This window comes from Actinophytocola sp. (assembly GCF_049647105.1).
Taxonomy (GTDB): domain Bacteria; phylum Actinomycetota; class Actinomycetes; order Mycobacteriales; family Pseudonocardiaceae; genus Actinophytocola.
Map to the genome: position 1 here is coordinate 40,650 of NZ_JBARWZ010000053.1, position 21,913 is coordinate 62,562.

A 21,913-nucleotide genomic window follows, 5' to 3' on the forward strand; every position below is an offset into this window, starting at 1 on the left:
TTATGTGCCGGATTTCCCGGCTCGGACAATTAGGGCCTCTCCCATGGGTCTTTGTGCGAGGGTCTGGACCTGTCCAACAGTGACCTCAGGGGAACGTGACGGCACTGCACCACCAACCGCCTGCGGCCCCGAGGATGCGCTGGGCCGATACCACTGAGTGATCGCTTGGATACCCGATCAGCGCGGGATCCATTCAGTCGGCTGGTCGGGGTTCAGCGGATGGCCTGCCGTGAACATGCGGTTGTGGAAGGTCGTCTCGTCCTGCGCGGCGAGCGCCGAGACGGTCTCCGGTGACCACGGCAGCGCCCACACGGCCCCGTTCTTGGCGACGACCAGCGGACCGGCGTCGCGGGACAGTGCGGCCTTGCCGTCCAGGACGTTGTCGGGCTGGGTGTTCACCAGGTACGCCCAGCCCAGGTCGGTGATCCGGTCGTCGAGATGCCGCCAGCCCCTGCGGGTCGCGAGCCACGTGACCACCTGCGCGCGGGTCACCGCGGACGGCGGCGCCGTGCCGATCGTGCCCGTCGGCCGGGCAGGATCGAGTCCGGCGGTCTTCATGGCGCGGCGCAGGGCCCGGTCGTTCTCGGCCAGGTACACGCTCTGCGACACCGGATCGTGGCTCACCTGCCAGTAACCGCCGGACTGCTTGCGCACCACGATCGAGACGCCGCCGTACCCGGGCTGTTCGTGCCCGTCGAACACGGCGTCGTCGTTCGTGTCGACCACAAAGGCGGCCGCCTGCTCGGAAACCCGCTGCTCGGCGTGGCGCGGCCCGTAGTTCCGTGCCGCCCAGGCGACCACGTCCTCCCGCGTTACCACGGTCGTCAGAGTAGCCATGGCCCAATTCCCGGACCTGATGCGTACACCACACACGTCGCCCGTTACGGTGACGCGCGTGACTGTGGCGTCCAGTGTCTTCCTGGCCAGCATCCCGAGCCCGGACAGGGGCGTGTGGGAGATCGGGCCCATCCCGATCCGCGCGTATGCCCTGTGCATCATCGCCGGCATCATCCTGGCGATCTGGTGGGGTGAGCGGCGGTGGATCGCCCGTGGCGGCACCGCGGGGACGGTCATCGACATCGCGGTGTTCGCGGTGCCGTTCGGCCTGGTGGGCGGCCGGCTCTACCACGTGGCCACCGACTGGCACCGGTACTTCGGCGAGGGCAACAACCCGCTCGACGCGCTGCGGATCTGGGACGGCGGCCTCGGCATCTGGGGCGCCATCGCGTTCGGCGCCGTCGGCGCGTGGATCGGCTGCCGCGTCAAGGGCGTGCCGCTGCCCGCCTACGCGGACGCCATCGCGCCGGGCATCGTCGTCGCGCAGGCCATCGGCCGCGTCGGCAACTACTTCAACCAGGAGCTGTACGGCGGCCCGACCGACCTGCCGTGGGGTCTCGAGCTGTACCGGCGGGTCAACGAGCTCGGCGAGGCCGACAACCTCAACGGCGTCGCGATCAACCACATCCCGGTCGACGGCAGCCCCGTGCACCCGACGTTCCTGTACGAGCTGCTCTGGAACCTGCTCGTCGCCGCGCTCGTCGTGTGGGTGGACCGGCGCTACCGGCTCGGCCACGGCCGCGCGTTCGCCGTCTACGTCATGGGCTACACGCTCGGCCGCACGTGGATCGAGCTGATGCGCACCGACGACGCGACGCTCGTGGGCGGGGTGCGGATCAACGTCTGGGTGTCGATCCTCGTGTTCATCGGGGCTGCGGTGTACTTCGTGCTCGCGCGGTCGCGCGGGGAGCGGGAGGACCCGGCCACCTTGCGCGGCAAGGACGCGCCTCCGGTCGACGAACCGGACGGCGATGCCACGCCGGATCCTGACGCCGATGGCGCGGACGACGACGCCGACGACGCTGATACTGATGCCGGCGCTGCCGGCGCTGACGGCGCTGACGGCGCTGACGACGCTGACGACGCTGACGACGCTGACGACGCTGACGACGACGCCACGGCGCCGGAGAAGGCGGACAAGGCCGAGGCTGACGTCACGGACGACGAGAAGGCCGACGAGAAGGCCGCCGAGAAGGCCGCCGAGAAGGCCGACGACGTGACCGAGCCCGAGAAGAAGTCGGACGCCTCGTCGAAGGCCGACAGCTAGGATCGGCCGCCCGGCAGGCCAGAACTGCCGAGAGCGGCTGGGTTCGGGGTCAGCGGCTGACCAGGCCCCGGCCGGTGATCAGCGGCAGGTCCATTGCCGTCAGCAGCCCGGGTTTCGCGGCCACCACGGCCGGGATCGCGTTCACCAGGCGCATCGCCGTCGCCTTCAGGCCGCCGGTGTTGTGGTCGCCGTCGGAGGCCTCGATGTGCAGGTCCAGCGTGTAGTTCGGCTCGCCGGTGATCTCCACTCGGTAGCCGCCATGGCCCGGCATCGTCGGCCACTCGGGGCCGAGGTCGGGGTGCAGCCGCGTCACGTGCTCCAGCACGAACACCGCGCGGTCGCCCACCATGCCGCGTACCTCGAACCGCAGTGCCGCCGCCGTGCCCTCCTTGATCACCCCGGCGGGTACCTCGATCCGGTGTGGCGCGGGCAGCCGGGTCGCCTCCTCCTCGAGGCGGTCGAGCCTGACGCCGAGCCCGACCGCGAGCTGGCGCACCACGCTGCCCCATGCCAGCGACAGCACACCCGGCAGCAGCAGGAGCGGGGTGTCGTCGAGCGGGCGGCCGAAACCCATGATGTCGAACAGGATCTTCGCGTTGTCATACGTCGAGTAGTCGAGGATCTCCAGGCAGCGCACCCGGTCGATGCGCTCGCACACTGACGTCAGCACCAGCGGCAGCCAGTCGTTCGCGAACCCGGGGTCGATGCCGTTCACCCACAGCGACGCGCCGCCCTCGGCCGCCGCCGCGTGGATCGGCGCCACCAGGTCGTCGGGCACCACGCCGTGCGGGAACTGCAGGAAGACGGGACCGCTGGCCACCACGTTCACACCGGCCCGCAAGAACCGCGCGAGGTCGGCCAGTGCGTCGGTCAGGCGGTCGTCGGCCATCGCCGTGTACACCACGCAGTCCGGGCGGATGGCGATCAGCGCCTCCGCGTCGGTGGTCGCGGCGATGCCCAGCGTGCGGCCGAGCCCAGCCAGCTCACCCGCGTCCCGGCCCACCTTGCCCGGAGTGGACACCCAGACGCCCGCGAGCTCGAGGCCGGGATGTGCCGCGATGCCCGCGAGCGCGTGCCTGCCGACGTTGCCGGTACTCCACTGCACGACTCTCATAGGTCAGACAGTCCCAGGTCGAGGTTCGGTTGCTGGAGGCCGCCGTCGACCTCGAGCACCTTGCCGGTCACATAGCCACCAGCGGGGGAGGAGAGGAACAGCACGGTGGCGGCCACTTCCTCCGCCGTGCCGATGCGACGCAACGGTGTCGCCTGTGTCATCTTCTCGCGCAGCTCGTCGTTTGTCAGCACGACGTCAAGGGCCGACGTCGCGACCGACCCGACCGCGATCGCGTTGACCCGCACCCGGGGCGCGAGGTCGTAGGCGGTCAGCTCGGTGTAGTGGGACAGGGCGCCCTTCGCGGTGCCGTAGGCGAGGTAGCCGCGTCCTGCGACCCGGCCCATGATCGACGAGATGTTCACGACCGCGCCCTCGGTCATGAACGGCACGGCGGCGCGGGTCAGCGCGTGCGCGGTGGACACGTTGAAGTGGAAGGCTTGTTCGAGGAAGTCGGTGGTGGTGTCGAGGAACGGGCGGGGGTAGGTGCCGCCGACGTTGTTGACCACGATGTCCAGGCGCCCGAACGTGTCGTGCGCGATCCCGGCCAGCCCGGCCGCCGCGTCCACATCGGACAGATCGACGGGTACGGCCCGTGCGCGCCGCCCAGCGGCCGCCACCCGCTCGGCCACCTCGTCGAGGTCGCTCGCCGTCCGCGCGGCGAGAACCACGTCGGCCCCGGCCTCGGCGAGCGCCACCGCGGTCGCGGCCCCGATCCCACGCCCAGCCCCGGTCACGACGGCCACCTGGTCGGTAACCAGGAACCGGTCGAGGATCACGAAAAAACTGTAACACGTTCTACCAAATCGGCCGCGAGTCCAACCGGCACGGATCAGGTGGGCCGGACTCGCGCGGGGCGGGTCGGGGCCACCACTATCTGGCCGTCCTCGGTGGTCAGGACTTCCACCCTGGCGTCGTAGTGGCTGGCGATCGTGTCCCGGGTGAGAACCTCGGCCGGTGTGCCCGACGCGACCACGTTTCCCTTGTCCAGCAACAGGAGCTGGTTCGCGTACTGGGCAGAGAGGGTCAGGTCGTGCAGCGTGCTGACCACCGTAGCGCCCTCCTCGCGGCGCAGGCGGTCGATGAGGTCCAGCAGTGCCTGCGCGTGCCCGATGTCCAGCCCGGTCGTCGGCTCGTCCAGCAGCAGCAGGCCCGCCTCCTGTGCCAGCACCCGTGCGAGCACCGCCCGCTGCCGCTCACCACCCGACAGCGTCTGCAGCGCACGCGCCGCCAGCGGCGCCAGGTCCAGGCGCTCCAGCACCTGCGACACCACGGCCAGGTCCGACCCGCGTTCACGCGCCAGCGCGGGCAGGTGCGGCGTGCGGCCCAGCAGCACGTAGTCCGTCACCGTCAGCCGGTCCGGCAGCTGCGGGGTCTGCGGCGCGTACGCGATGGCTCGCGCGCGTTCGCGGTTCGACAGTGCCGAGATCGGCACGTCGTCGACCAGGATCTCGCCATCGTGGCGCACGATCCCGACGATCGACTTCAGCAGCGACGACTTCCCGGCGCCGTTGGGGCCGATGATCGCGAGCCAGCCGCCCTTCTCCAGCGTCACGTCGACGTCCGAGGCCACCACCCGGGTGCCGTACCGCGCGCTGACGCCACGCAGTGAGAGTGCGGCCGTCATCGCAGCCGCCCCCGGTACATCCGCAGCACCAGCAGGAAGAACGGCGCGCCGGTGAACGCCGTGATCACCCCGAGCGGCAGCTCGGCGGGTGCGAACGCGGTCCGCGCGATGTGGTCGGCGATGATCAGGAACATCGCCCCGCCCAGCAGCGACAGCGGCACCACCACGCGGTAGCTCGCCCCCGCCAGCAGCCGCACCACGTGCGGCACCACGATCCCGACGAACCCGATCAGCCCGCTGACCGACACGGCCGCCGCGGTCGCGAGCGACGCCGACAGCAGGACCACCACCCGCACCCGCCCCGGGTTGATGCCGAGCGACGCCGCCTCGTCGTCGCCGACCGCCAGCACGTCCAGCAGCCGCCCGCACAGGCACAGCACGGTCGAGGCCACCGCGATGTAGGGCAGCGTCACCAGCACCTCGCGCCAGCTCGACGTGTTCAGGCCGCCGAGCATCCAGCTGTAGACCTGCTTGATGGTGTCGGTGTTGAGCTGCTGCGCGAACGTTTGCACCGCGGTCAGGAACGACGCGACCGCCACCCCGGCCAGCAGCAGCACGGCCGTGCCACCGCCAGCCGACCGGCCCAGCACCCACGTCAGCGACACCCCGCCGACCGCGCCGGCGAACGCGGCGACCGGCAGCGGCCCGATGATCCACCCGGTCGTCTGCGGCGCGGCGACCACCACGATCGTCGCCGCCATGCCGGCGCCAGCGGCCGCGCCGAGCAGGTACGGGTCGGCGAGCGGGTTGCGGAACACGCCCTGGAACGCGGCGCCCGACACCGCGAGCGCGGCGCCGACCAGCCCGGCCAGCACGACCCGGGGCACCCGCACCTCCCACACGATCGCGGCCTCGGTCGCCGTCAGCGGCGACGTGCCGCCGGTGAGCTGGGCCCACACCTCAGCCACGACCCTGGACCAGCCCAGGTTGGCGGCGCCGAGCAGCGTCGAGAGCGACGCCACGACGACCAGCCCCGCCACCGCCATGGCGAGCACGCCAGGGCGGAGGCGGGTGGGGGTCGCGGTCAGTTCTGCTCGCCTGCCTTGGTCACGGCGTCCGCCACGGACTGGGCCAGGTCGACGACGCGGGGACCCCAGCGGGACGCGAGGTCGTCGTCGAGCTCGACCACGTTGCCGTTCTCCACGGCCTTCAGCGTGTTCCAGCCCGGCCGGGCGGCGACGGTCGCGGCGGACTGCCCGCAGCACTGCACGTCCGCGAGGAAGATCAGGTCCGGGTCGGCCTGCAGGATCGCCTCGTTCGACAGCTGCGGGTAGCCGCCCGCGTCCACGTCGGCAGGGTCGGCGATGTTGGTCAGCCCGAACAGGCCGTAGACCTGCCCGATGAACGTCTTCGACGTCGCGCTGTACAGCGTGGTGTCCAGCTCGTGGTAGTACGTCAGCGCCGTGGCGGGCTTCTGCGTGTCGGCGACGATCTTGTCCAGGCCGGACCTGGTCTCCTCCACCAGGTCCGCCGCCTCGTCGGCGTGGCCGGTGGCCTTGCCGATGGCTTCGATGCCGGCGTACACGTCGTCCAGCGTCTGCGCGGCGGGCATCTCGAGCACCGGCACGTTGATCGCCCCAAGGGACTCGACGAGGTTGCCGGGGTCGTCGGAGATCACCACGAGGTCCGGGTTGTGGTTCGAGATGGCTTCGACGTTCGGGGTGAGCCCGGACAGGTCGGTCCTGGGTGCGTCGGCCGGGTAGTCGGACTGGTCGTCCACGGCGACGACCTGCTCGCCGGCGCCCACCGCGAACAGCGTCTCGGTGTTGCTCGCCGACAGCGACACGATGCGCGCCGGCCGCTTCTCGATGGTGACCGGCTCACCGCCGGGCTGGTCGACCGTGACGGGGAACGCCGTACTCGTGGCGTCGGGCGAGTCACCGGGTGGCTGGTCGGACGGCTGGTCGCGGTTCGCGCACCCGGCGACGAGCAGCGCGCCGGCGACGGTCAGCGCCGCGAAGCGCCTGGCGGTGGAGGACAACGGAGCACCTCGGGTAATCGGGCCCAGCGCACGGGCGCGACCCGGGAGGCCCCGGCACGCCGCGACCCTGCACCGGGGGCGGTTGGCGTCGACGCGGCAGGGAGGCGACCTGGCTTTGACAGTTGCGGGACAGCGCCGGAATCACACCGGACTTCGCTACCTCAACGCGTCACCGGTCAGTTGGTGCTGACCAGCCTAACGACGCTATCACTAGTGTCCCGCGCCGGGAATGCGGTGTCTGAGTCGGCGGATCCAGTTTTCTGCCGGCAAGGCGCCGATCCTCCCTCGTACCGGGTTGTACTTGGGTGGATCGGCAACGCCGCCAGCGAAAGGCTGGGCCGCCGAATCAGGTGCCAGATTTCCGGCGCGGGACTAGGCCGACTCGCGTTCCACCAGCACGGTCGGCAGGACCACCGGGTCCGCGACCGGGTCGCCGCCGATCTGGGTGAGCAGCAGCTCGGTCATGGTGCGGGCCTGGTCGACGATCGGCTGGTGGATGGTCGTCAGCGGGGGTTCGGTGTGGCGGGCCATCTCGATGTCGTCGTAGCCGACCACCGCGACGTCCGAGGGGACCTGGCGGCCCGCGTCGCGGAGGGCGCGCAGTGCGCCGATGGCCATCAGGTCGTTCGCCACGAAGACGGCGTCCAGGTCGGGGTGGCGGTCGAGCAGGGCCGCCATCGCCTGCTGGCCGGACTCCCTCGTGAAGTCGCCGTACGCGACCCGGTCGGCCTTGCGGCCCTCGGCCGACAGGGCGCGGTGATACCCGGTCAGGCGGTCGATGCCCGCCGTCATGTCCTGTGGGCCCGCGATCGTCGCGATCCGGTGGCGGTCCGAGGACAGCAGGCGCTCGGCCGCCAGCTGGGCGCCGCCGACGTTGTCGACGTCCACATAGGACAACCCGGGCATCGGCCGGGACGGGCGGCCGCCGACCACCGTGGGGATCCCGGCCTCCAGCAGTACGCGGGGGAGCGGGTCGTCGTCGTGCATGGAGGCCAGCAGGACGCCGTCGACGTGTCCGCTGCGGACGTAGTCGGCCAGCTGCGCGTGCTCAGCCGTGTTCTGTGCGTTCACCAGCACCAGCTGCACGCCGGTGCCGATGAGCGTCTGGCTCGTCGCGATGATGATGTTGCCGAGGTACGGGTCGTTGAGCACCGTCGCGTCGGGCTCGCGCATCACCAGCGCGATCGAGTCGGTCCTGCGCATGGCGAGGCTGCGGGCCGCCCGGTTGGGCACGTAGCCGAGCGCCGCGATGGCGGACTCGACCGCGACCTTCACCTCGGGGGACACCCTCGGCGACCCGTTGATCACCCTGGACACCGTCGCCCGCGACACCCCCGCCTCCGCGGCGACGGTGTCGAGTGTGGGCTTCGAAATCAAGTCCGCCCCTCGCAGGCTCGGTGCGGCCGTTCACGGTCGCCCTGCGTCATTGATTCGCTCGCAGGCTCGCTCATTCCTCTTGTATGCCGTTCGTCTGAATCACCTGCCGGTACCAGTGTGCGCTGTCCTTCCAGACACGAGCCTGCGTCGCGTAGTCCACGTGAACGATGCCGAACCGCTTCGCGTACCCGTACGCCCACTCGAAGTTGTCCAGCAGCGACCACACGAAGTATCCCCGAAGGTCCACGCCGTGCGTGATCGCCTCGTGCACGACCTCCAGATGATCCCGCAGGTAGCCGATCCGGTCGTCGTCGCGTACCCCGTCGACGCCGAGCTCGTCGTCGAACGCCGCCCCGTTCTCGGTGATCATCAGGGGGATCTGCCGGTACTGGTCGTGCACCCGGTGTACCACGTTACGCAGGCCCTGCGCGTCGATCGCCCAGCCCATCGCGGTCCGAGGGCCGGGCGGCTGGACGAACCGGACATCGCGGCACCCCGGCCACGGCGACGGGCCGTCGGCAGGCGGGCCCGCGTCGACCAGCGTCGGTGTGTAGTAGTTGATGCCCAGCAGGTCGATCGGTGCCGCGATCACCGCGAGGTCCGCGGGCAGCACGAACGACCAGTCGGTCAGCCGTGCCGTGTCGCGCAGGACGTCGACGGGGTAGTGACCTCGGAACAGCGGGTCGAGGAACAGCCGGTTGGCGAGCCCGTCGATCCGCCGCACCGCGTTCGTCGCGGGCGCCGACGTGACCGCGGGCAGCACCGACGACAGGTTCAGGGTGATCGACACCTGCGCGGGCTCCGGCAGGACCGCGCGCAGCGCCTGCGTGCCGAGCCCGTGAGCCAGGAGCAGGTGGTGCGCGGCCCGCAGCGCCAGCGCCGGGTCGGTCCGTCCCGGCGCGTGCTCGCCGGAGGCGTACCCGAGGAAGGCGGAACACCACGGCTCGTTCAGCGTGGTCCAGATCGGGACCCGGTCGCCGAGGCGCGCCCCGACCAGCTCCGCGTACTCCGCGAACCGGGCGGCGGTGTCCCGCGCACCCCACCCGCCGGAGTCCTCCAGCTCCTGCGGGAGGTCCCAGTGGTAGAGCGTGAGCATCGGCTCGATGCCGTGTGCCACCAGCTCGTCCACCAGGCGCTCGTAGTGGTCCAGCCCGGCCGCGTTGGCCGGGCCCTTGCCCGTCGGCTGGATCCTGGGCCACGACACGGAGAACCGGTACGCCGCCAGCCCCATGTCGGCCATCAGCGCGACATCCTCACGGAAGAGGCGGTAGTGGTCGGCCGCCACGTCCCCGTTGTCGCCGCCCTCGACCCGGCCCGGCGTGTGGCTGAAGGTGTCCCAGATGGACGGTCCTCGGCCGTCGACATCGTGCGCGCCCTCGATCTGGTAGGCCGCCGTCGCCGCGCCCCACACGAAACCGTCGGGAAACCTCATGACGCCCCCTCGCCCACTCGATGGTTCGCTCCGCAAGCTCCGGCCGCTTGATGGTTCGCTCCGCAAGCTCCGCGCGCTTGATGGTTCGCTCCGCAAGCTCCGCTCACCCCTTCACCGCCCCCTGCATGATTCCTCCGATGATCTGCCTGCCCAGCACGAGAAAGACGATGAGCATCGGGAAGGTGGCGATCACCGTGCCCGCGAGCACGAGCGAGTAGTCCACCTCGATGCCGCTTCTCGTGTTGGCGATGGCCACCTGCACGGTCGGGTTCTGCGTGTTCAGCAGGATCAGCGGCCAGAACAGGTCGTTCCAGTACGTGATGAACGTGAGCAGCCCCAGCACCGCGGCACCCGGCCGGGCGATGGGCAGCACGACGTTCCAGTAGATGCGCAGCGTCGACGCGCCGTCCACGCGCCCGGCCTCCAGCAGTTCGGTCGGCATCGCGGAGTACAGGTACTGGCGCATGAAGAACACGCCGAACGCGCTCACCAGCGCGGGCACGATCACACCCCGAAGGTCGTTCGCCCAGCCGAACCACTGCGTGACCATGATGTAGAGCGGGATGATCGCGAGCTGGGTCGGCACCAGCATCGTGCCAACCACGGCCGCGAACAGCCCGCCTCGGCCGCGGAAGCTGAGCTTGGCGAACGCGAAACCCGCGAGCGTGGACGTGAACACCACCGCGATCGTGATGGTCCCGGCGACGATCACCGAGTTGGTCAGCGCCAGCCCGAAGTTGCCCTGCTCGAACGCCTTCTCCAGGTTGTCCCACAACGAACCGCCCGGCACGAGCGGCGGGGGATAGCGGCCGATGGCCGACTGGTCGCGCGAGGACACCACGACCGACCAGTACAGCGGGAAGATCGAGACGATGATGATCGCGAACAGGATCGCGTAGGTGCCCCAGCGGGCCTGGTCGGGTGCTCGTCTGCGTGTCATGTCAGTCGTCCGCCGATCGGATCCGGCGCACCAGCAGGAAGTTGACCAGTGCGATGACGACGGTGATCACGAACAGGGTCCACGCGATCGCGGCCCCGTAGCCGTACCGCCCGTTCGTCCAGAACTGCTGGTACAGGTAGAGGACGACGGTCTGGAACTCCCGTTCCGGGCCGCCGTTGCTGTTACGGGTCGTGTCGAACAGGAATGGTTCCGCGAACAGTTGCAGCGCGCCGATCGTCGACACGATGACCGTGAAGATGATCGTCGGGCGCAGGCTGGGGATCGTGATGTGCCAGAACTGCTGCCAGCGGCTCGCCCCGTCGATCGACGCGGACTCGTACAGCTCGTACGGGATGGTCTGCATCGCCGCGAGGTAGATCAGCGCGTTGTAGCCGGTCCAGTGCCAGATCACCATCGTCGACACCGCGAGCCACGACGCCCACTTGTCCGCGCGCCAGTCGACCGGGTTGTCCATGAACGGCTGCAGGAAGAAGTTCAGCAGCCCGAAGTCACGCGCGAAGATCTGGTTGAAGATCAGCGCGACCGCCGCCACCGACGTGATGTACGGGACCAGCACGCCCATGCGCAGGAACAGCCGCCCGCGCAGCCGGTAGTTCAGCAGGTGCGCGATCCCCAGCGCCAGCAGCAACTGCGGCACGGTCGACACGATGCCGATGCCGAAGGTGTTGATCAGCGCGTTGTGGAAGTTGTCGTCGGACAGCAGCTTGCCGTAGTTGTCGAGCCCGACGGAGACGTCCTCGCTGCCGGGCTTGCGCGGGCTCCACGCGGTGGTCGAGATGACCGCCGTGTAGATCAGCGGGAACAGCCCGAAGACCGCGAACAACCCGAAGAACGGCAGGACGTACAGGTACGGCGAGCCCTTGACGTCGAAGCGGTACAGCCGCGACCGCCAGGCCTGCCCGCGGGGTGAGGGCCCCGTGGGGCGCCGCCCATCAGGCGGCGCCCCACGGTCGGAGAGCTGCGTGCTCATCCATCACCCGCGGCTGCTTCGATGTCGTTCATCGCCGACTCCCAGGCCTCCTCGGGATCGGTGCCCTGCTCGACGCTGTTCAGCGCGCCCGCGAACGTGTTGCCGATGACGCCGCTCTGCGGCCCGACGACCTGCACCGGCGCGTTCTCCAGCGAGGCGGGGTAGATCTTCCCGGCGGGTGCGCCGGAGAAGAACTCCGACGTGAAGTCCGCGATGTCGGGCTGTGACCAGGTCGACTCCTGGCTCGGGAAGTTGCCGATCGATGTGAACAGCTTGATGTTCTGCTCCGGCGCGGTCAGCCACTTCGCCAGATCGACGGCCTTGTCGACGTTCTTGCCCTGCGACGGCACGGTCACGTACGAGCCGCCCCAGTTGCCGGAACCGCCTGGGATCTTCGCGATGTCCCACTTGCCCTTGGTGTCCGGCGCGTTGCCCTGGATGTAGCCCATCATCCACGCGGGGCAGGTGATCGTCGCGAACTGGCCCTGCTGGAAGCCGGTGTTCCACTCGGGCGAGAACTCCGGCAGCGCGGCGGACTGGCCAGCCTTGATCGCGCCGACCGTGAGGTCCCACGCGTCCTTGACGACCTTGTTGTCCTCGACGATCAGGTCGCCGTTCGCGTTGTAGAAGGTCTCCTCCTCGTTGCCGAGGACGCCGGTGAAGACGTGCCCGCCCGCGTCGAACCACTTGGTCTTCGGCGCCTTCTGCTGGAACTGCTTGCCGATGTCGACGTAGTCCTCCCACGTCGGCCACAGCGCGGACACCTCGTCACGGGTCGTCGGCAGGCCGGCCTGTGCGAACAGGTCGGTCCGGTAACACATGGCGAGGCCGCCGATGTCGGTCGGCAGGCCGATCAGCGCGCCACCGTCCGCGGTGGACGCACGCTGCACGGTGGACTCGGTCCACTGCGCGGTGTCGACGCCCTTGTCCTTGAAGTTCACGAACGAGTCCGACTGCCCGATGAACCCGGACACCTGGCCGACCTCGATCACCTCGAGGTCCGCCGTGCCGGAGCCCGCGGTCAGGCGGGCCTGCAGGTTCTGGTGGTGCGTGCCGAAGTCGCTGCGGTTCTCGACGATCTTGACGCCGTGCGCCTTCTCGTACTCGTCGTAGAGCGCGCGGTTGTCCGGTAACGAGAAGCTGTCGCCGAAGACGTTGATCGTCAGCGTGTTCCCGCCGTCCTCGCCGGATTCGCCGCCTGAGCCACAGGCGGTGAGGACGAGGGCGGTCGCGGCGATGCACGCGACGATCCCTGAGTTACGCATGTCTGGCCTCCTGCGGCCACGTCGGTGTGGACAAAGCATGAGAGCGCTCTCATGGGTTACCGAAGGATCTCGGGCCGACCTGGTTGTGTCAAGACCCGTAACCGGGACGTTGTGGACAAAAGCCGGTCCCCCGCACCTGGGACGTGGCGCGGGGGACCGGTGAAAAGCGATCCGAGCCTCCACGTGGCCTGTTTCGGGTCGCGCGGATCGCCAGCCCGCCTCCCCGGAGGTCAACGGCGTCGGCCGTGCCGGGGCATGGTGGACGTCTGTCGGGCACTATCTCCCGAAGTTGAACCAGTTGACGTTGACGAAGTCGGCAGGCTGGCCGCTGCTGAACGTCAGGAACACGTCGTGCACGCCGGTTACCCCGGAGATGTTCGCCGGGATGGTCCGCCAGCTGTTCCAGCCGCCGGTGTTGCCGACCGCGAAGCTGCCGATCGGCGCGTTCGACCGGGAGTCGAGGCGCACCTCGATCAGGCCGCTCACCCCGCCCGCCGCGCCGGAGGCGACCCTGGCCACGAACTGCCTTGCCGCCGACGACCCGAAGTCGATGTCGTCGTAGCGCGCCCAGTCACCGTTGCCGACGTAGCCGACGTGGCTGCCGCCACCCGTGTCCGCGGTGCCCTCCACGCTCAGGCCACTCTGGCCGTTGAACGACTCGGCCTCGATGCGGTCGTACGCGCTGCCACCGTCACCGGGCGGCGGGTCGGTCGGACCGCCGCCGCCACCGCGCGACCACACCGCGACGTAGTCCACCAGCATCGGACGGCCGGACACGGTCGAGGCCGTCGGTGTCGCGAACCCCGCGACCCCGTCCGGGAAGGCGCCGCCCATGGCCACGTTCAGGATGATGAAGTAGCCGTGCGAGGTCATCTGGTTCCACGTGTCGGCGGGCAGCTGGCCCTGGCTGACCGAGTGGAACTGCTGACCATCCACGTACCATCGCAGCTGGTTGGGCGAGACGCTCCGGTCCCACTCGAACCGGTAGGTGTGGAACCCGGACTGGCACGTCGAACCGGGGCACGCTCGGCTCGCGCCGATCCCGTTGTTCTCGTTGCACGGCCCGCCTGGCGCGACGCCACAGTGGAGCACGCCCCACACGGAGTTGATCCCGTTGACGTTCTCCATGATGTCGAACTCGCCGATGCCGGGCCAGTTCCAGTAGTTACCGCGGAACGGTGCGCCAAGCGCCCAGAACGCGGGCCAGTAGCCGAGCGCCTCGTTGCCGGTGACGTTCGGCATCTGGATGCGGCTTTCGATGCGCAGCACGCCACCTGACGGCGCCTGGAAGTCCGTGCGCTGCGTCTCGATGCGGGCCGAGGTCCAGTTGCCCGAGCTGTCGCGCAGGGGGGTGATGCGCAGGTTGCCGCCGCCGTCGACGCTGACGTTGGCCGGGTTGTTGGTATGGGCGGCGATCTCGCCGGTGCCCCAGTTCCATGGGCCGCCGGGATAGCTGTGCCCGATGTCGAAGATCCAGTTCGACGACGACGGGAGTGTGCCCGACGAGCCGTTGAAGTCGTCGGCCCAGACCTGTGTCCAGCCCGAGTCCGGCGGCGGCACGGATGCTTCCGCGGTGTAGGTGAGGGGTGTCAGGACGAGTACTGCGGCAGCGGCCACACCGAAAGCGAACCTTCGGCGCGATGGCGCGCGGGTAGTGGGCATGGGCGGTGACCTCCTTGTCACGCTCGGGCAGGGTTCCGAGTGCCTGTTGAACAGGCCGCAGATGTTGCCGATAGTCATGGAAGCGCTCTCACAACGGATTGTCAACAGTCGGCCACGTCTCGTGGACCTTCCATTCCGTGTGGGGTCGGTTACGCTGACCTAGGCGAGGAAGCCGGTACCCGATGGGCCCCACCAGGGCGAAGGGTGCATATCGCGCGGATCATCCAGATCGTTACACCCAACGCGAGAAAATCCGCCGTCGACACATGGCTCCGGGGTTTCGGGACTGTTAAGCTCACGTCAACACGCGGGCCACCGCCGTCCCGCGCCCAGCTAACAGTTGAGCGCGAGGACGACGAGGGAGGTCGACGCGTGATCTATTCCGCCCTACCCACCGCACGAGGTCTTTACGACCCCACCACCGAACGTGACGCGTGTGGCGTGGCGATGGTCGCGGACATCCAGGGGCGCAGGTCGCACGGCATCGTGACCGACGCTCTGGTGGCGCTGGCCAACCTGGAACACCGAGGTGCCGCGGGCGCGGAGCCCACCAGCGGCGACGGCGCCGGCATCCTCCTCCAGCTCCCCGACGGACTGCTGCGTGCGGTCGTCGACTTCGACCTGCCCGCCCCCGCGCGGGACGGCGCCAGCACCTACGCGGCAGGCATCGCCTTCCTGCCCAAGGACATCGACCAGCGGGCCAGAGCCGTCTCGCTGGTCGAGCGCATCGCCAAGGAAGAAGGGCTCGAAGTCCTCGGCTGGCGGGACGTGCCGGTGGCTCCGGACGCGGCCGACGTCGGCCCGACCGCGCAGTCGGTCATGCCGCACTTCGCGATGCCGTTCGTGGCCGCGCCCACCGACGTCGACGGCAACCGGATCGGCGGCATCGAGCTGGACCGCTTGGCGTTCTGCCTGCGCAAGCGCGCGGAGCACGAGAGCGGCGCGGCGGGCTGCGGCGTCTACTTCCCTTCGCTGTCCGCGCGCACGGTCGTCTACAAGGGAATGCTGACGACCGCGCAGCTGCCGGTGTTCTTCACCGACCTCACCGACCCCCGGCTCACCAGCGCGATCGCGCTGGTGCACAGCCGGTTCTCCACCAACACGTTCCCGTCGTGGCCGCTCGCGCACCCGTTCCGGTTCGTCGCGCACAACGGTGAGATCAACACGATCCGCGGCAACCGCAACCGCATGCGCGCGCGTGAGGCGCTGCTCGCGAGCGACCTGCTGCCCGGCGACCTCGCCAGGCTCTACCCGATCTGCGACCCGGACGGCTCGGACTCCGCGTCCTTCGACGAGGTCCTCGAGCTGCTGCACCTCGGCGGCCGCAGCCTGCCGCACGCGGTGCTGATGATGATCCCGGAGGCGTGGGAGAACAACGCCAACCTGGACCAGGAGCGCCGCGCGTTCTACAAGTTCCACGCCAGCCTCATGGAGCCGTGGGACGGCCCCGCGTCGGTCACCTTCTCCGACGGCACGCTCGTCGGCGCGGTCCTGGACCGCAACGGCCTGCGCCCGGCGCGATGGTGGCGCACCACCGACGACCGCGTCGTGTTCGCGAGCGAGACCGGTGTGCTGGACCTGCCGCCGGACCAGATCGTCGCGAAGGGACGGTTGCAGCCCGGCCGCATGTTCCTCGTGGACACCGCGGCAGGCAAGATCGTCGACGACGACGAGATCAAGTCCGGGCTGGCCGCCGAGCGTCCCTACGGGGAGTGGCTGCACGCAGGCCTGCTCAAGCTCACGAACCTGCCCGACCGCGAGCACGTCGTGCAGACCAACGAGTCCGTGCTGCGCCGCCAGCTCTCCTTCGGCTACACCGAGGAGGAGCTGAAGATCCTGCTCGCGCCGATGGCGACCACCGGCGCGGAGCCGATCGGGTCGATGGGCACGGACACCCCGCCCGCCGCCCTCTCGAAGCGGCCCCGGCTGCTCTACGACTACTTCAAGCAGAACTTCGCCCAGGTGACGAACCCGCCGCTGGACGCGATCCGCGAGGAGATCGTCACGTCGGTGCAGCGCATCATGGGCCCGGAGCAGAACCTGCTGGAGCCCAGTCCCGCGTCGTGCCGCCACATCCAGCTGCCGTACCCGGTGATCGACAACGACGAGCTGGCCAAGCTCATCCACCTCAACGACGACGGCGACATGCCGGGCTACGCCTGCACTGTCATCCCCGGTCTGTACGAAGTGGACGGTGGGGGCGATGCGCTGGCCTCGGCCGTCGAGCGGGTGCGGCGCGAGGCGTCCGAGGCGATCGCGGCCGGGGCACGCACGCTCGTGCTGTCCGACCGGGACGCCGACCACCGGATGGCGCCGATCCCGTCGCTGATGCTGGTCTCCTCGGTGCACCACCACCTGGTGCGTACCAAGGAGCGACTGCGCGTCGCGCTGGTCGTCGAGACCGGTGATGCCCGCGAGGTGCACCATGTGGCGCTGCTGCTGGGTTACGGCGCGGCGGCGGTCAACCCGTACCTGGCGTTCGAGACGATCGAGAACCTGGTCCGGCGCGGCACGCTCACCGGCATCGAGCCGAGGAACGCGGTCCGCAACTACGTCGGCGCGCTGGTCAAGGGCGTCCTCAAGATCATGTCGAAGATGGGCATCTCGACCGTCGGCGCCTACACGGCCGCGCAGGTGTTCGAGGCGTTCGGGCTCTCCAGGGACGTGCTCGACGAGTACTTCACCGGCACCGGCAGCAAGCTCGGTGGCGTCGGCCTCGACGTGATCGCCAAGGAGGTCGCGGCGCGGCATCACCAGGCGCACCCGGAGAACCCGACCGACCGCGTCCACCGGCGTCTCGAGGTCGGCGGCGAGTACGCCTACCGCCGCGAGGGCGAGCTGCACCTGTTCACGCCGGAGACGGTGTTCCTGTTGCAGCACGCGACGAGGACGCGCCGCGAGGACGTGTACCGCAAGTACACCGAGGAAGTGGAGCGGCTCAACCGTGAGGGCGGCGCGCTGCGCGGCCTCTTCCGGTTCAGGACCCAGGGCCGGACGCCGATCCCGCTCGAGGAGGTCGAGCCGGTCGAGAGCATCCTCAAGCGCTTCAACACCGGCGCGATGTCCTACGGGTCGATCAGCGCGGAGGCGCACGAGACCCTCGCCATCGCGATGAACCGCATCGGCGGCCGCTCCAACACCGGTGAGGGCGGCGAGGACACCGACCGCCTCTACGACACCGAGCGGCGCTCGGCGATCAAGCAGATCGCGAGCGGCCGGTTCGGCGTCACGAGCGAGTACCTCGTCAACGCGACCGACCTGCAGATCAAGATGGCGCAGGGCGCGAAGCCGGGCGAGGGCGGGCAGCTCCCGCCGAACAAGGTGTGGCCGTGGATCGCCCGTACCCGGCACTCGACAGCGGGTGTCGGGCTCATCTCCCCGCCGCCGCACCACGACATCTACTCCATCGAGGACCTGGCCCAGCTGATCCACGACCTCAAGAACGCGAACGAGTACGCCCGCGTGCACGTGAAGCTGGTCAGCGAGCAGGGTGTCGGCACGGTCGCCGCGGGTGTCTCGAAGGCACACGCGGACGTGGTGCTCATCTCCGGGCACGACGGCGGCACCGGCGCCTCCCCGCTGAACTCGCTCAAGCACGCGGGCACGCCGTGGGAGGTCGGGCTCGCCGAGACCCAGCAGACGTTGATGCTCAACGGTCTTCGCGACCGGATCACCGTGCAGGTGGACGGCGCGATGAAGACCGGCCGCGACGTCGTGGTCGCCGCGCTCCTCGGCGCGGAGGAGTACGGCTTCGCGACCGCGCCGCTGATCGTGGCCGGCTGCGTGATGATGCGCGTCTGCCATCTCGACACCTGCCCGGTCGGCGTCGCGACGCAGAACCCGGTGCTGCGTGAGCGGTACACGGGCCAGGCCGAGCACATCGTCAACTACTTCCACTTCATCGCGAACGAGGTGCGCGAGCTGCTGGCGGAGCTCGGCATCCGCACGCTCGACGAGGCGATCGGGCACGCGGAGCTGCTGGAGGCCGACGACGCCATCGACCACTGGAAGGCCAAGGGGCTCGACCTGTCACCGATCTTCGAGGTGCCGGAGACGCGCTACGGCGGTGCGCGGCGGCGGATCCGAGGACAGGAGCACGGCCTCGAACAAGCGCTGGACCGCACGCTCATCCAGCTCGCCGAGGCGGCGCTGGAGGACGCGCACCCGTTGAAGCTGGAACTGCCGGTGCGCAACGTGAACCGCACCGTCGGCACGTTGCTGGGCGCCGAGGTCACCCGCCGCTACGGCGGCGAGGGCTTACCCGACGGCACCATCCACATCGAGCTGACCGGCTCGGCGGGTCAGTCGCTCGGCGCGTTCCTCCCGGCGGGCATCACGCTCGACCTGGTGGGCGACGCCAACGACTACGTCGGCAAGGGCCTGTCCGGTGGGCGGATCATCGTGCGGCCGCACGCGGACTCGGCGTTCGCCGCCGAGCAGCAGGTGATCGGCGGCAACGTGATCGCCTACGGCGCGACCGGCGGCGAGATCTTCCTGCGTGGCCGCGTCGGGGAACGGTTCTGCGTCCGCAACTCCGGTGCCGTCGCCGTCGCGGAGGGCGTCGGCGACCACGCGTTCGAGTACATGACCGGCGGCCGGGCAGTGGTGCTCGGGCCGACCGGGCGCAACCTCGCGGCCGGCATGTCCGGCGGCATCGCGTACGTGCTCGACCTGGACAAGAAGATGGTCAACACGGCGATGGTCGACCTGCAGCGGCCGACCGCCGAGGACCTGAGGTGGCTGCGTGACATCGTCGCCGCGCACCACAAACGCACCGGATCGGCGGTAGCGGCGTCGCTGCTTGGCGACTGGACACGTCGAGGGGCATCCTTCACGAAGGTCATGCCACGCGACTACCAGCGCGTGCTCGAGGCGATGCGGCTCGCCGCCGCCGAGGGGCGCGACATCGACGAGGCGGTCATGGAGGCTTCACGTGGCTGACCCCAGCGGTTTCCTCTCCTGCGAACGCGAGGACGCGCCAAAGCGGCCCAAACCGGACCGGCTGGCGGACTGGCACGAGGTGTACCTCGACCAGGACAGCGGCGAGCGCGACAAGCAGGTCCGCGCACAGGCGTCGCGGTGCATGGACTGCGGCATCCCGTTCTGCCACTCGGGTTCCGCCGGGTGCCCACTCGGGAACCTGATCCCGGAGTGGAACGACCTCGTGCGGGTCGGCGACTGGCCCGGCGCCAGCAACCGCCTGCACGCCACCAACAACTTCCCCGAGTTCACCGGGAAGCTGTGCCCCGCGCCGTGCGAGGCGGGCTGCGTGCTGGCGATCAACCCGCTGTCCGGCGGGGCGGTCGCGATCAAGCGCGTCGAGGAGGCGATCGCCGAGGTCTCGTGGGAGAAGGACCTGATCCGCCCGCGTCAGGCGATCGTCTCGTCCGGCAAGAAGGTCGCGGTCGTCGGCTCCGGCCCGGCCGGGCTCGCGGCGGCGCAGCAGCTGACCCGTGCTGGCCACGAGGTCACCGTGTACGAGCGGGACGACCGGCTCGGCGGGCTGCTGCGGTACGGCATCCCCGAGTTCAAGATGGAGAAGAAGGTCCTCGACCGGCGGCTCGGGCAGCTGCGCGAGGAGGGCACCCGGTTCGTGACGGGCTGCGAGGTCGGCGGCAGCAAGCCAGGCGATCTCTCGGTGGAGACGCTGAAGGCGAAGTTCGACGCGGTGGTGCTCGCGGTCGGCGCGCTGCGCGGCCGGGACGCGCAGGACGTCCCCGGCAGGGCGCTTTCCGGGGTGCACCTCGCGATGGAACACCTGGTGCCTGCCAACAAGGAGTGTGAGGGCGACGGCCCGACCACCATCTCCGCGCGCGGCAAGCACGTCATCGTGATCGGCGGTGGCGACACCGGCGCCGACTGCTACGGCACCGCGACCCGCCAGGGCGCGCTGTCGGTGACCCAGCTCGACCAGTACCCGCAGCCGCCGACGGCCCGCGACGACGAACGGTCGCCGTGGCCGGTGTGGCCGTGGATCCTGCGCACCTATCCCGCGCACGAGGAGGCGGGGGAGCGGCGGTTCGCGGTCGCGGTCGAGTCCTTCGTCGACGACGGCGCGGGCAACGTGAAGGCCTTGCGACTGCGTGAGGTGAAGGTCAGCCGCGACCCGGTGACGGGGATCCGCGAGGTCGTCCCGGTGAACGACCACGTCGAGGAGCTGCCCGCGGACCTGGTGCTGCTGGCGATCGGCTTCGAGGGCGTCGAGCACATGCCGCTGCTGGACGGCCTCGGCCTGTCGCTCACCACGCGCGGCACGCTGTCGTGTGGTTCGGACTGGCAGACGCGCGCCGAGGGCGTGTTCGTCTGCGGCGACGCGCACCGAGGCGCTTCCCTTGTGGTGTGGGCGATCGCGGAGGGCCGGTCGGTGGCAGGCGCCGTCGACGCGTTCCTCACCGGCCACTCCGACCTGCCCACCCCGGTGATCCCGACGGCCCTTCCGCTGGCCGTCGTCTGAGCAACTGGTCCCGCACGACGAGGTGCGGGCCGTCCGACGCCTGACCCCGCACAGCGTTGTGCGGGGTCAGGCCGTTTTCGCGAGCACCGCCTCCCGCGCGGTGATCGCGGGGTTCAGGCCAGGTTGAGCTGCCACGAGACGCCGAAGCGATCGTTGACCCAGCCGAATCTGGTGCTGAAACCGTGGTCGCCGAGCGCCATCAGCTCCGTGCCATCCGCCGCCAGCGCCGCGTACAGCCGGTCGATCTCCGCCTCGTCCGCGCAGTCCACGTACAGGGAGACCGCCGGGGTGAAACCGAACTCGTGCTTCACCGCGCTGTCGATGCACATGAACCGCTGCCCGGCGAGGGTGAAGATCGCGTGCACGACCGTGCCCTCCGCCCCCGGTCCCTCCGGGCCGTACCTGGCGAGCGAGACCACCTCGGCGTCGGAGAACAGCGACCGGTAGAACGTCATCGCCTCCTCGGCCCGGCCGTCGAACATGAGGAAGGTCGTGATCTTCTGGGACACCGCGTACTCCTTAGTCGACGCTTATATAAGCGTGGACTGTAGCAGGGTGAGAAGGTCGGCCGCCGCTAGAAGAGCCTGCCATCGAGCAGTGAGTTCGCCACCACCCACAGCGCGCCGATGGCGGCGAGCCCGACGAGCGGCACCCACGCGCGGGGCCGGTAGGACGGCGTGAACCGCAGCCACGTGAACAGCAGCCCGGCGGGCAGGACGAGCAGCACCGGCACCGTCAGCATCCTGGCGACGGTCTGGGAGTCGCGGCAGTAGGCGGGCCCGTCGGGTCCGTAGTCGCTCCCACCACCGCACCCCTCGGTGACCAGCGGCGACAACAGCCCGACGGCGAAGGTGAGCACCCCGACGGCGACCAGGAGCACGGTGCCGACGGCCGCGAGAACGAGCGGCGCGGTCCCGTCCTCGCGACTCTCGTAGTCGTCCGTTTTGTCCTCGTCGGTCACAAGGTGAT

17 protein-coding genes are annotated in these 21,913 nt (G+C 69.9%); 3 read left to right on the forward strand and 14 right to left on the reverse strand.

Going from position 1 to position 21,913, the window contains the following annotated elements; genetic code table 11:
• Positions 1–177: 177 nt before the first annotated feature.
• Positions 178–837, reverse strand: a complete 660-nt coding sequence (locus tag WBA97_RS07220; RefSeq protein ID WP_424229924.1) for a hypothetical protein — start codon at positions 835–837, stop codon at positions 178–180.
• 19 nt (positions 838–856) lie between these two features.
• Here WBA97_RS07220 and lgt point away from each other — a divergent pair, with 19 nt between their 5' ends.
• The gene (gene lgt, locus WBA97_RS07225; protein ID WP_424229958.1) at positions 857–2,104 is read left to right on the forward strand and encodes a prolipoprotein diacylglyceryl transferase; all 1,248 of its coding nucleotides are present in this window, start codon (positions 857–859) and stop codon (positions 2,102–2,104) included.
• A gap of 49 nt (positions 2,105–2,153) precedes the next feature.
• Here the strand turns inward: lgt and WBA97_RS07230 are convergent, their stop codons facing one another.
• The 11 genes from WBA97_RS07230 to WBA97_RS07280 all read right to left on the reverse strand — a co-directional run bounded on the left by WBA97_RS07230 (position 2,154) and on the right by WBA97_RS07280 (position 14,445).
• A complete protein-coding gene (locus WBA97_RS07230) occupies positions 2,154–3,218 on the reverse strand; it encodes a diacylglycerol kinase (protein WP_424229925.1) in 1,065 nt (354 codons plus the stop codon).
• Positions 3,215–3,994 carry an SDR family oxidoreductase gene (locus tag WBA97_RS07235; protein ID WP_424229926.1) on the reverse strand — a complete coding sequence of 260 codons (780 nt, stop codon included), beginning with the start codon at positions 3,992–3,994 and terminating at the stop codon, positions 3,215–3,217. The genes WBA97_RS07230 and WBA97_RS07235 overlap by 4 nt, the downstream gene beginning before the upstream one ends.
• A 53-nt stretch (positions 3,995–4,047) precedes the next feature.
• Positions 4,048–4,842, reverse strand: a complete 795-nt coding sequence (locus WBA97_RS07240) for an ABC transporter ATP-binding protein (protein ID WP_424229927.1) — start codon at positions 4,840–4,842, stop codon at positions 4,048–4,050.
• Positions 4,839–5,828 (reverse strand): FecCD family ABC transporter permease, encoded by a 990-nt coding sequence (locus WBA97_RS07245; RefSeq protein WP_424229928.1) that lies wholly within the window; start codon positions 5,826–5,828, stop codon positions 4,839–4,841. Before WBA97_RS07245 ends, WBA97_RS07240 begins: the two co-directional genes overlap by 4 nt.
• A gap of 38 nt (positions 5,829–5,866) precedes the next feature.
• On the reverse strand, positions 5,867–6,823 hold the full coding sequence (locus WBA97_RS07250; RefSeq protein WP_424229929.1) for an ABC transporter substrate-binding protein: 957 nt from the start codon (positions 6,821–6,823) through the stop codon (positions 5,867–5,869).
• Between the two features lie 372 nt (positions 6,824–7,195).
• Entirely contained in the window at positions 7,196–8,200 is a 1,005-nt protein-coding gene (locus WBA97_RS07255; RefSeq protein ID WP_424229930.1) for a LacI family DNA-binding transcriptional regulator, read from the reverse strand.
• Between the two features lie 70 nt (positions 8,201–8,270).
• Positions 8,271–9,632: a GH1 family beta-glucosidase gene (locus tag WBA97_RS07260; RefSeq protein WP_424229931.1), complete on the reverse strand. Its 1,362-nt coding sequence runs from the start codon at positions 9,630–9,632 to the stop codon at positions 8,271–8,273.
• Between the two features lie 103 nt (positions 9,633–9,735).
• A complete protein-coding gene (locus WBA97_RS07265) occupies positions 9,736–10,572 on the reverse strand; it encodes a carbohydrate ABC transporter permease (protein WP_424229932.1) in 837 nt (278 codons plus the stop codon).
• 1 nt (position 10,573) lies between these two features.
• Positions 10,574–11,563, reverse strand: a complete 990-nt coding sequence (locus tag WBA97_RS07270; RefSeq protein WP_424229933.1) for a carbohydrate ABC transporter permease — start codon at positions 11,561–11,563, stop codon at positions 10,574–10,576.
• Entirely contained in the window at positions 11,560–12,828 is a 1,269-nt protein-coding gene (locus WBA97_RS07275; protein ID WP_424229934.1) for an ABC transporter substrate-binding protein, read from the reverse strand. Before WBA97_RS07275 ends, WBA97_RS07270 begins: the two co-directional genes overlap by 4 nt.
• A gap of 276 nt (positions 12,829–13,104) precedes the next feature.
• A complete protein-coding gene (locus WBA97_RS07280) occupies positions 13,105–14,445 on the reverse strand; it encodes a glycoside hydrolase family 16 protein (protein ID WP_424229935.1) in 1,341 nt (446 codons plus the stop codon).
• A 417-nt stretch (positions 14,446–14,862) separates the two neighbouring features.
• On the opposite strand from WBA97_RS07280, the gene gltB reads away from it, so the two are divergent.
• A complete protein-coding gene (gene gltB / locus WBA97_RS07285) occupies positions 14,863–19,431 on the forward strand; it encodes a glutamate synthase large subunit (protein ID WP_424229936.1) in 4,569 nt (1,522 codons plus the stop codon).
• Entirely contained in the window at positions 19,424–20,944 is a 1,521-nt protein-coding gene (locus WBA97_RS07290; protein WP_424229937.1) for a glutamate synthase subunit beta, read from the forward strand. Before gltB ends, WBA97_RS07290 begins: the two co-directional genes overlap by 8 nt.
• Before the next feature lie 113 nt (positions 20,945–21,057).
• Here WBA97_RS07290 and WBA97_RS07295 read toward each other — a convergent pair whose 3' ends face one another.
• Complete coding sequence (locus WBA97_RS07295) at positions 21,058–21,453, reverse strand: VOC family protein (RefSeq protein WP_424229938.1); 396 nt, start codon at positions 21,451–21,453, stop codon at positions 21,058–21,060.
• Positions 21,454–21,518: 65 nt separating this feature from the next.
• The gene (locus WBA97_RS07300; RefSeq protein ID WP_424229939.1) at positions 21,519–21,905 is read right to left on the reverse strand and encodes a hypothetical protein; all 387 of its coding nucleotides are present in this window, start codon (positions 21,903–21,905) and stop codon (positions 21,519–21,521) included.
• Between the last annotated feature and the right edge of the window lie 8 nt (positions 21,906–21,913).

What these genes read in the sequence shown, in the direction of transcription:
- WBA97_RS07220 (WP_424229924.1), bottom strand. Translation starts at nt 837, where the DNA reads ATGGCTACTCTGACGACCGTGGTAACGCGGGAGGACGTGGTCGCCTGG.
- lgt (WP_424229958.1), top strand. Translation starts at nt 857, where the DNA reads ATGCGTACACCACACACGTCGCCCGTTACGGTGACGCGCGTGACTGTG.
- WBA97_RS07230 (WP_424229925.1), bottom strand. Translation starts at nt 3,218, where the DNA reads ATGAGAGTCGTGCAGTGGAGTACCGGCAACGTCGGCAGGCACGCGCTC.
- WBA97_RS07240 (WP_424229927.1), bottom strand. Translation starts at nt 4,842, where the DNA reads ATGACGGCCGCACTCTCACTGCGTGGCGTCAGCGCGCGGTACGGCACC.
- WBA97_RS07245 (WP_424229928.1), bottom strand. Translation starts at nt 5,828, where the DNA reads ATGGCGGTGGCGGGGCTGGTCGTCGTGGCGTCGCTCTCGACGCTGCTC.
- WBA97_RS07260 (WP_424229931.1), bottom strand. Translation starts at nt 9,632, where the DNA reads ATGAGGTTTCCCGACGGTTTCGTGTGGGGCGCGGCGACGGCGGCCTAC.
- WBA97_RS07265 (WP_424229932.1), bottom strand. Translation starts at nt 10,572, where the DNA reads ATGACACGCAGACGAGCACCCGACCAGGCCCGCTGGGGCACCTACGCG.
- WBA97_RS07270 (WP_424229933.1), bottom strand. Translation starts at nt 11,563, where the DNA reads ATGAGCACGCAGCTCTCCGACCGTGGGGCGCCGCCTGATGGGCGGCGC.
- WBA97_RS07275 (WP_424229934.1), bottom strand. Translation starts at nt 12,828, where the DNA reads ATGCGTAACTCAGGGATCGTCGCGTGCATCGCCGCGACCGCCCTCGTC.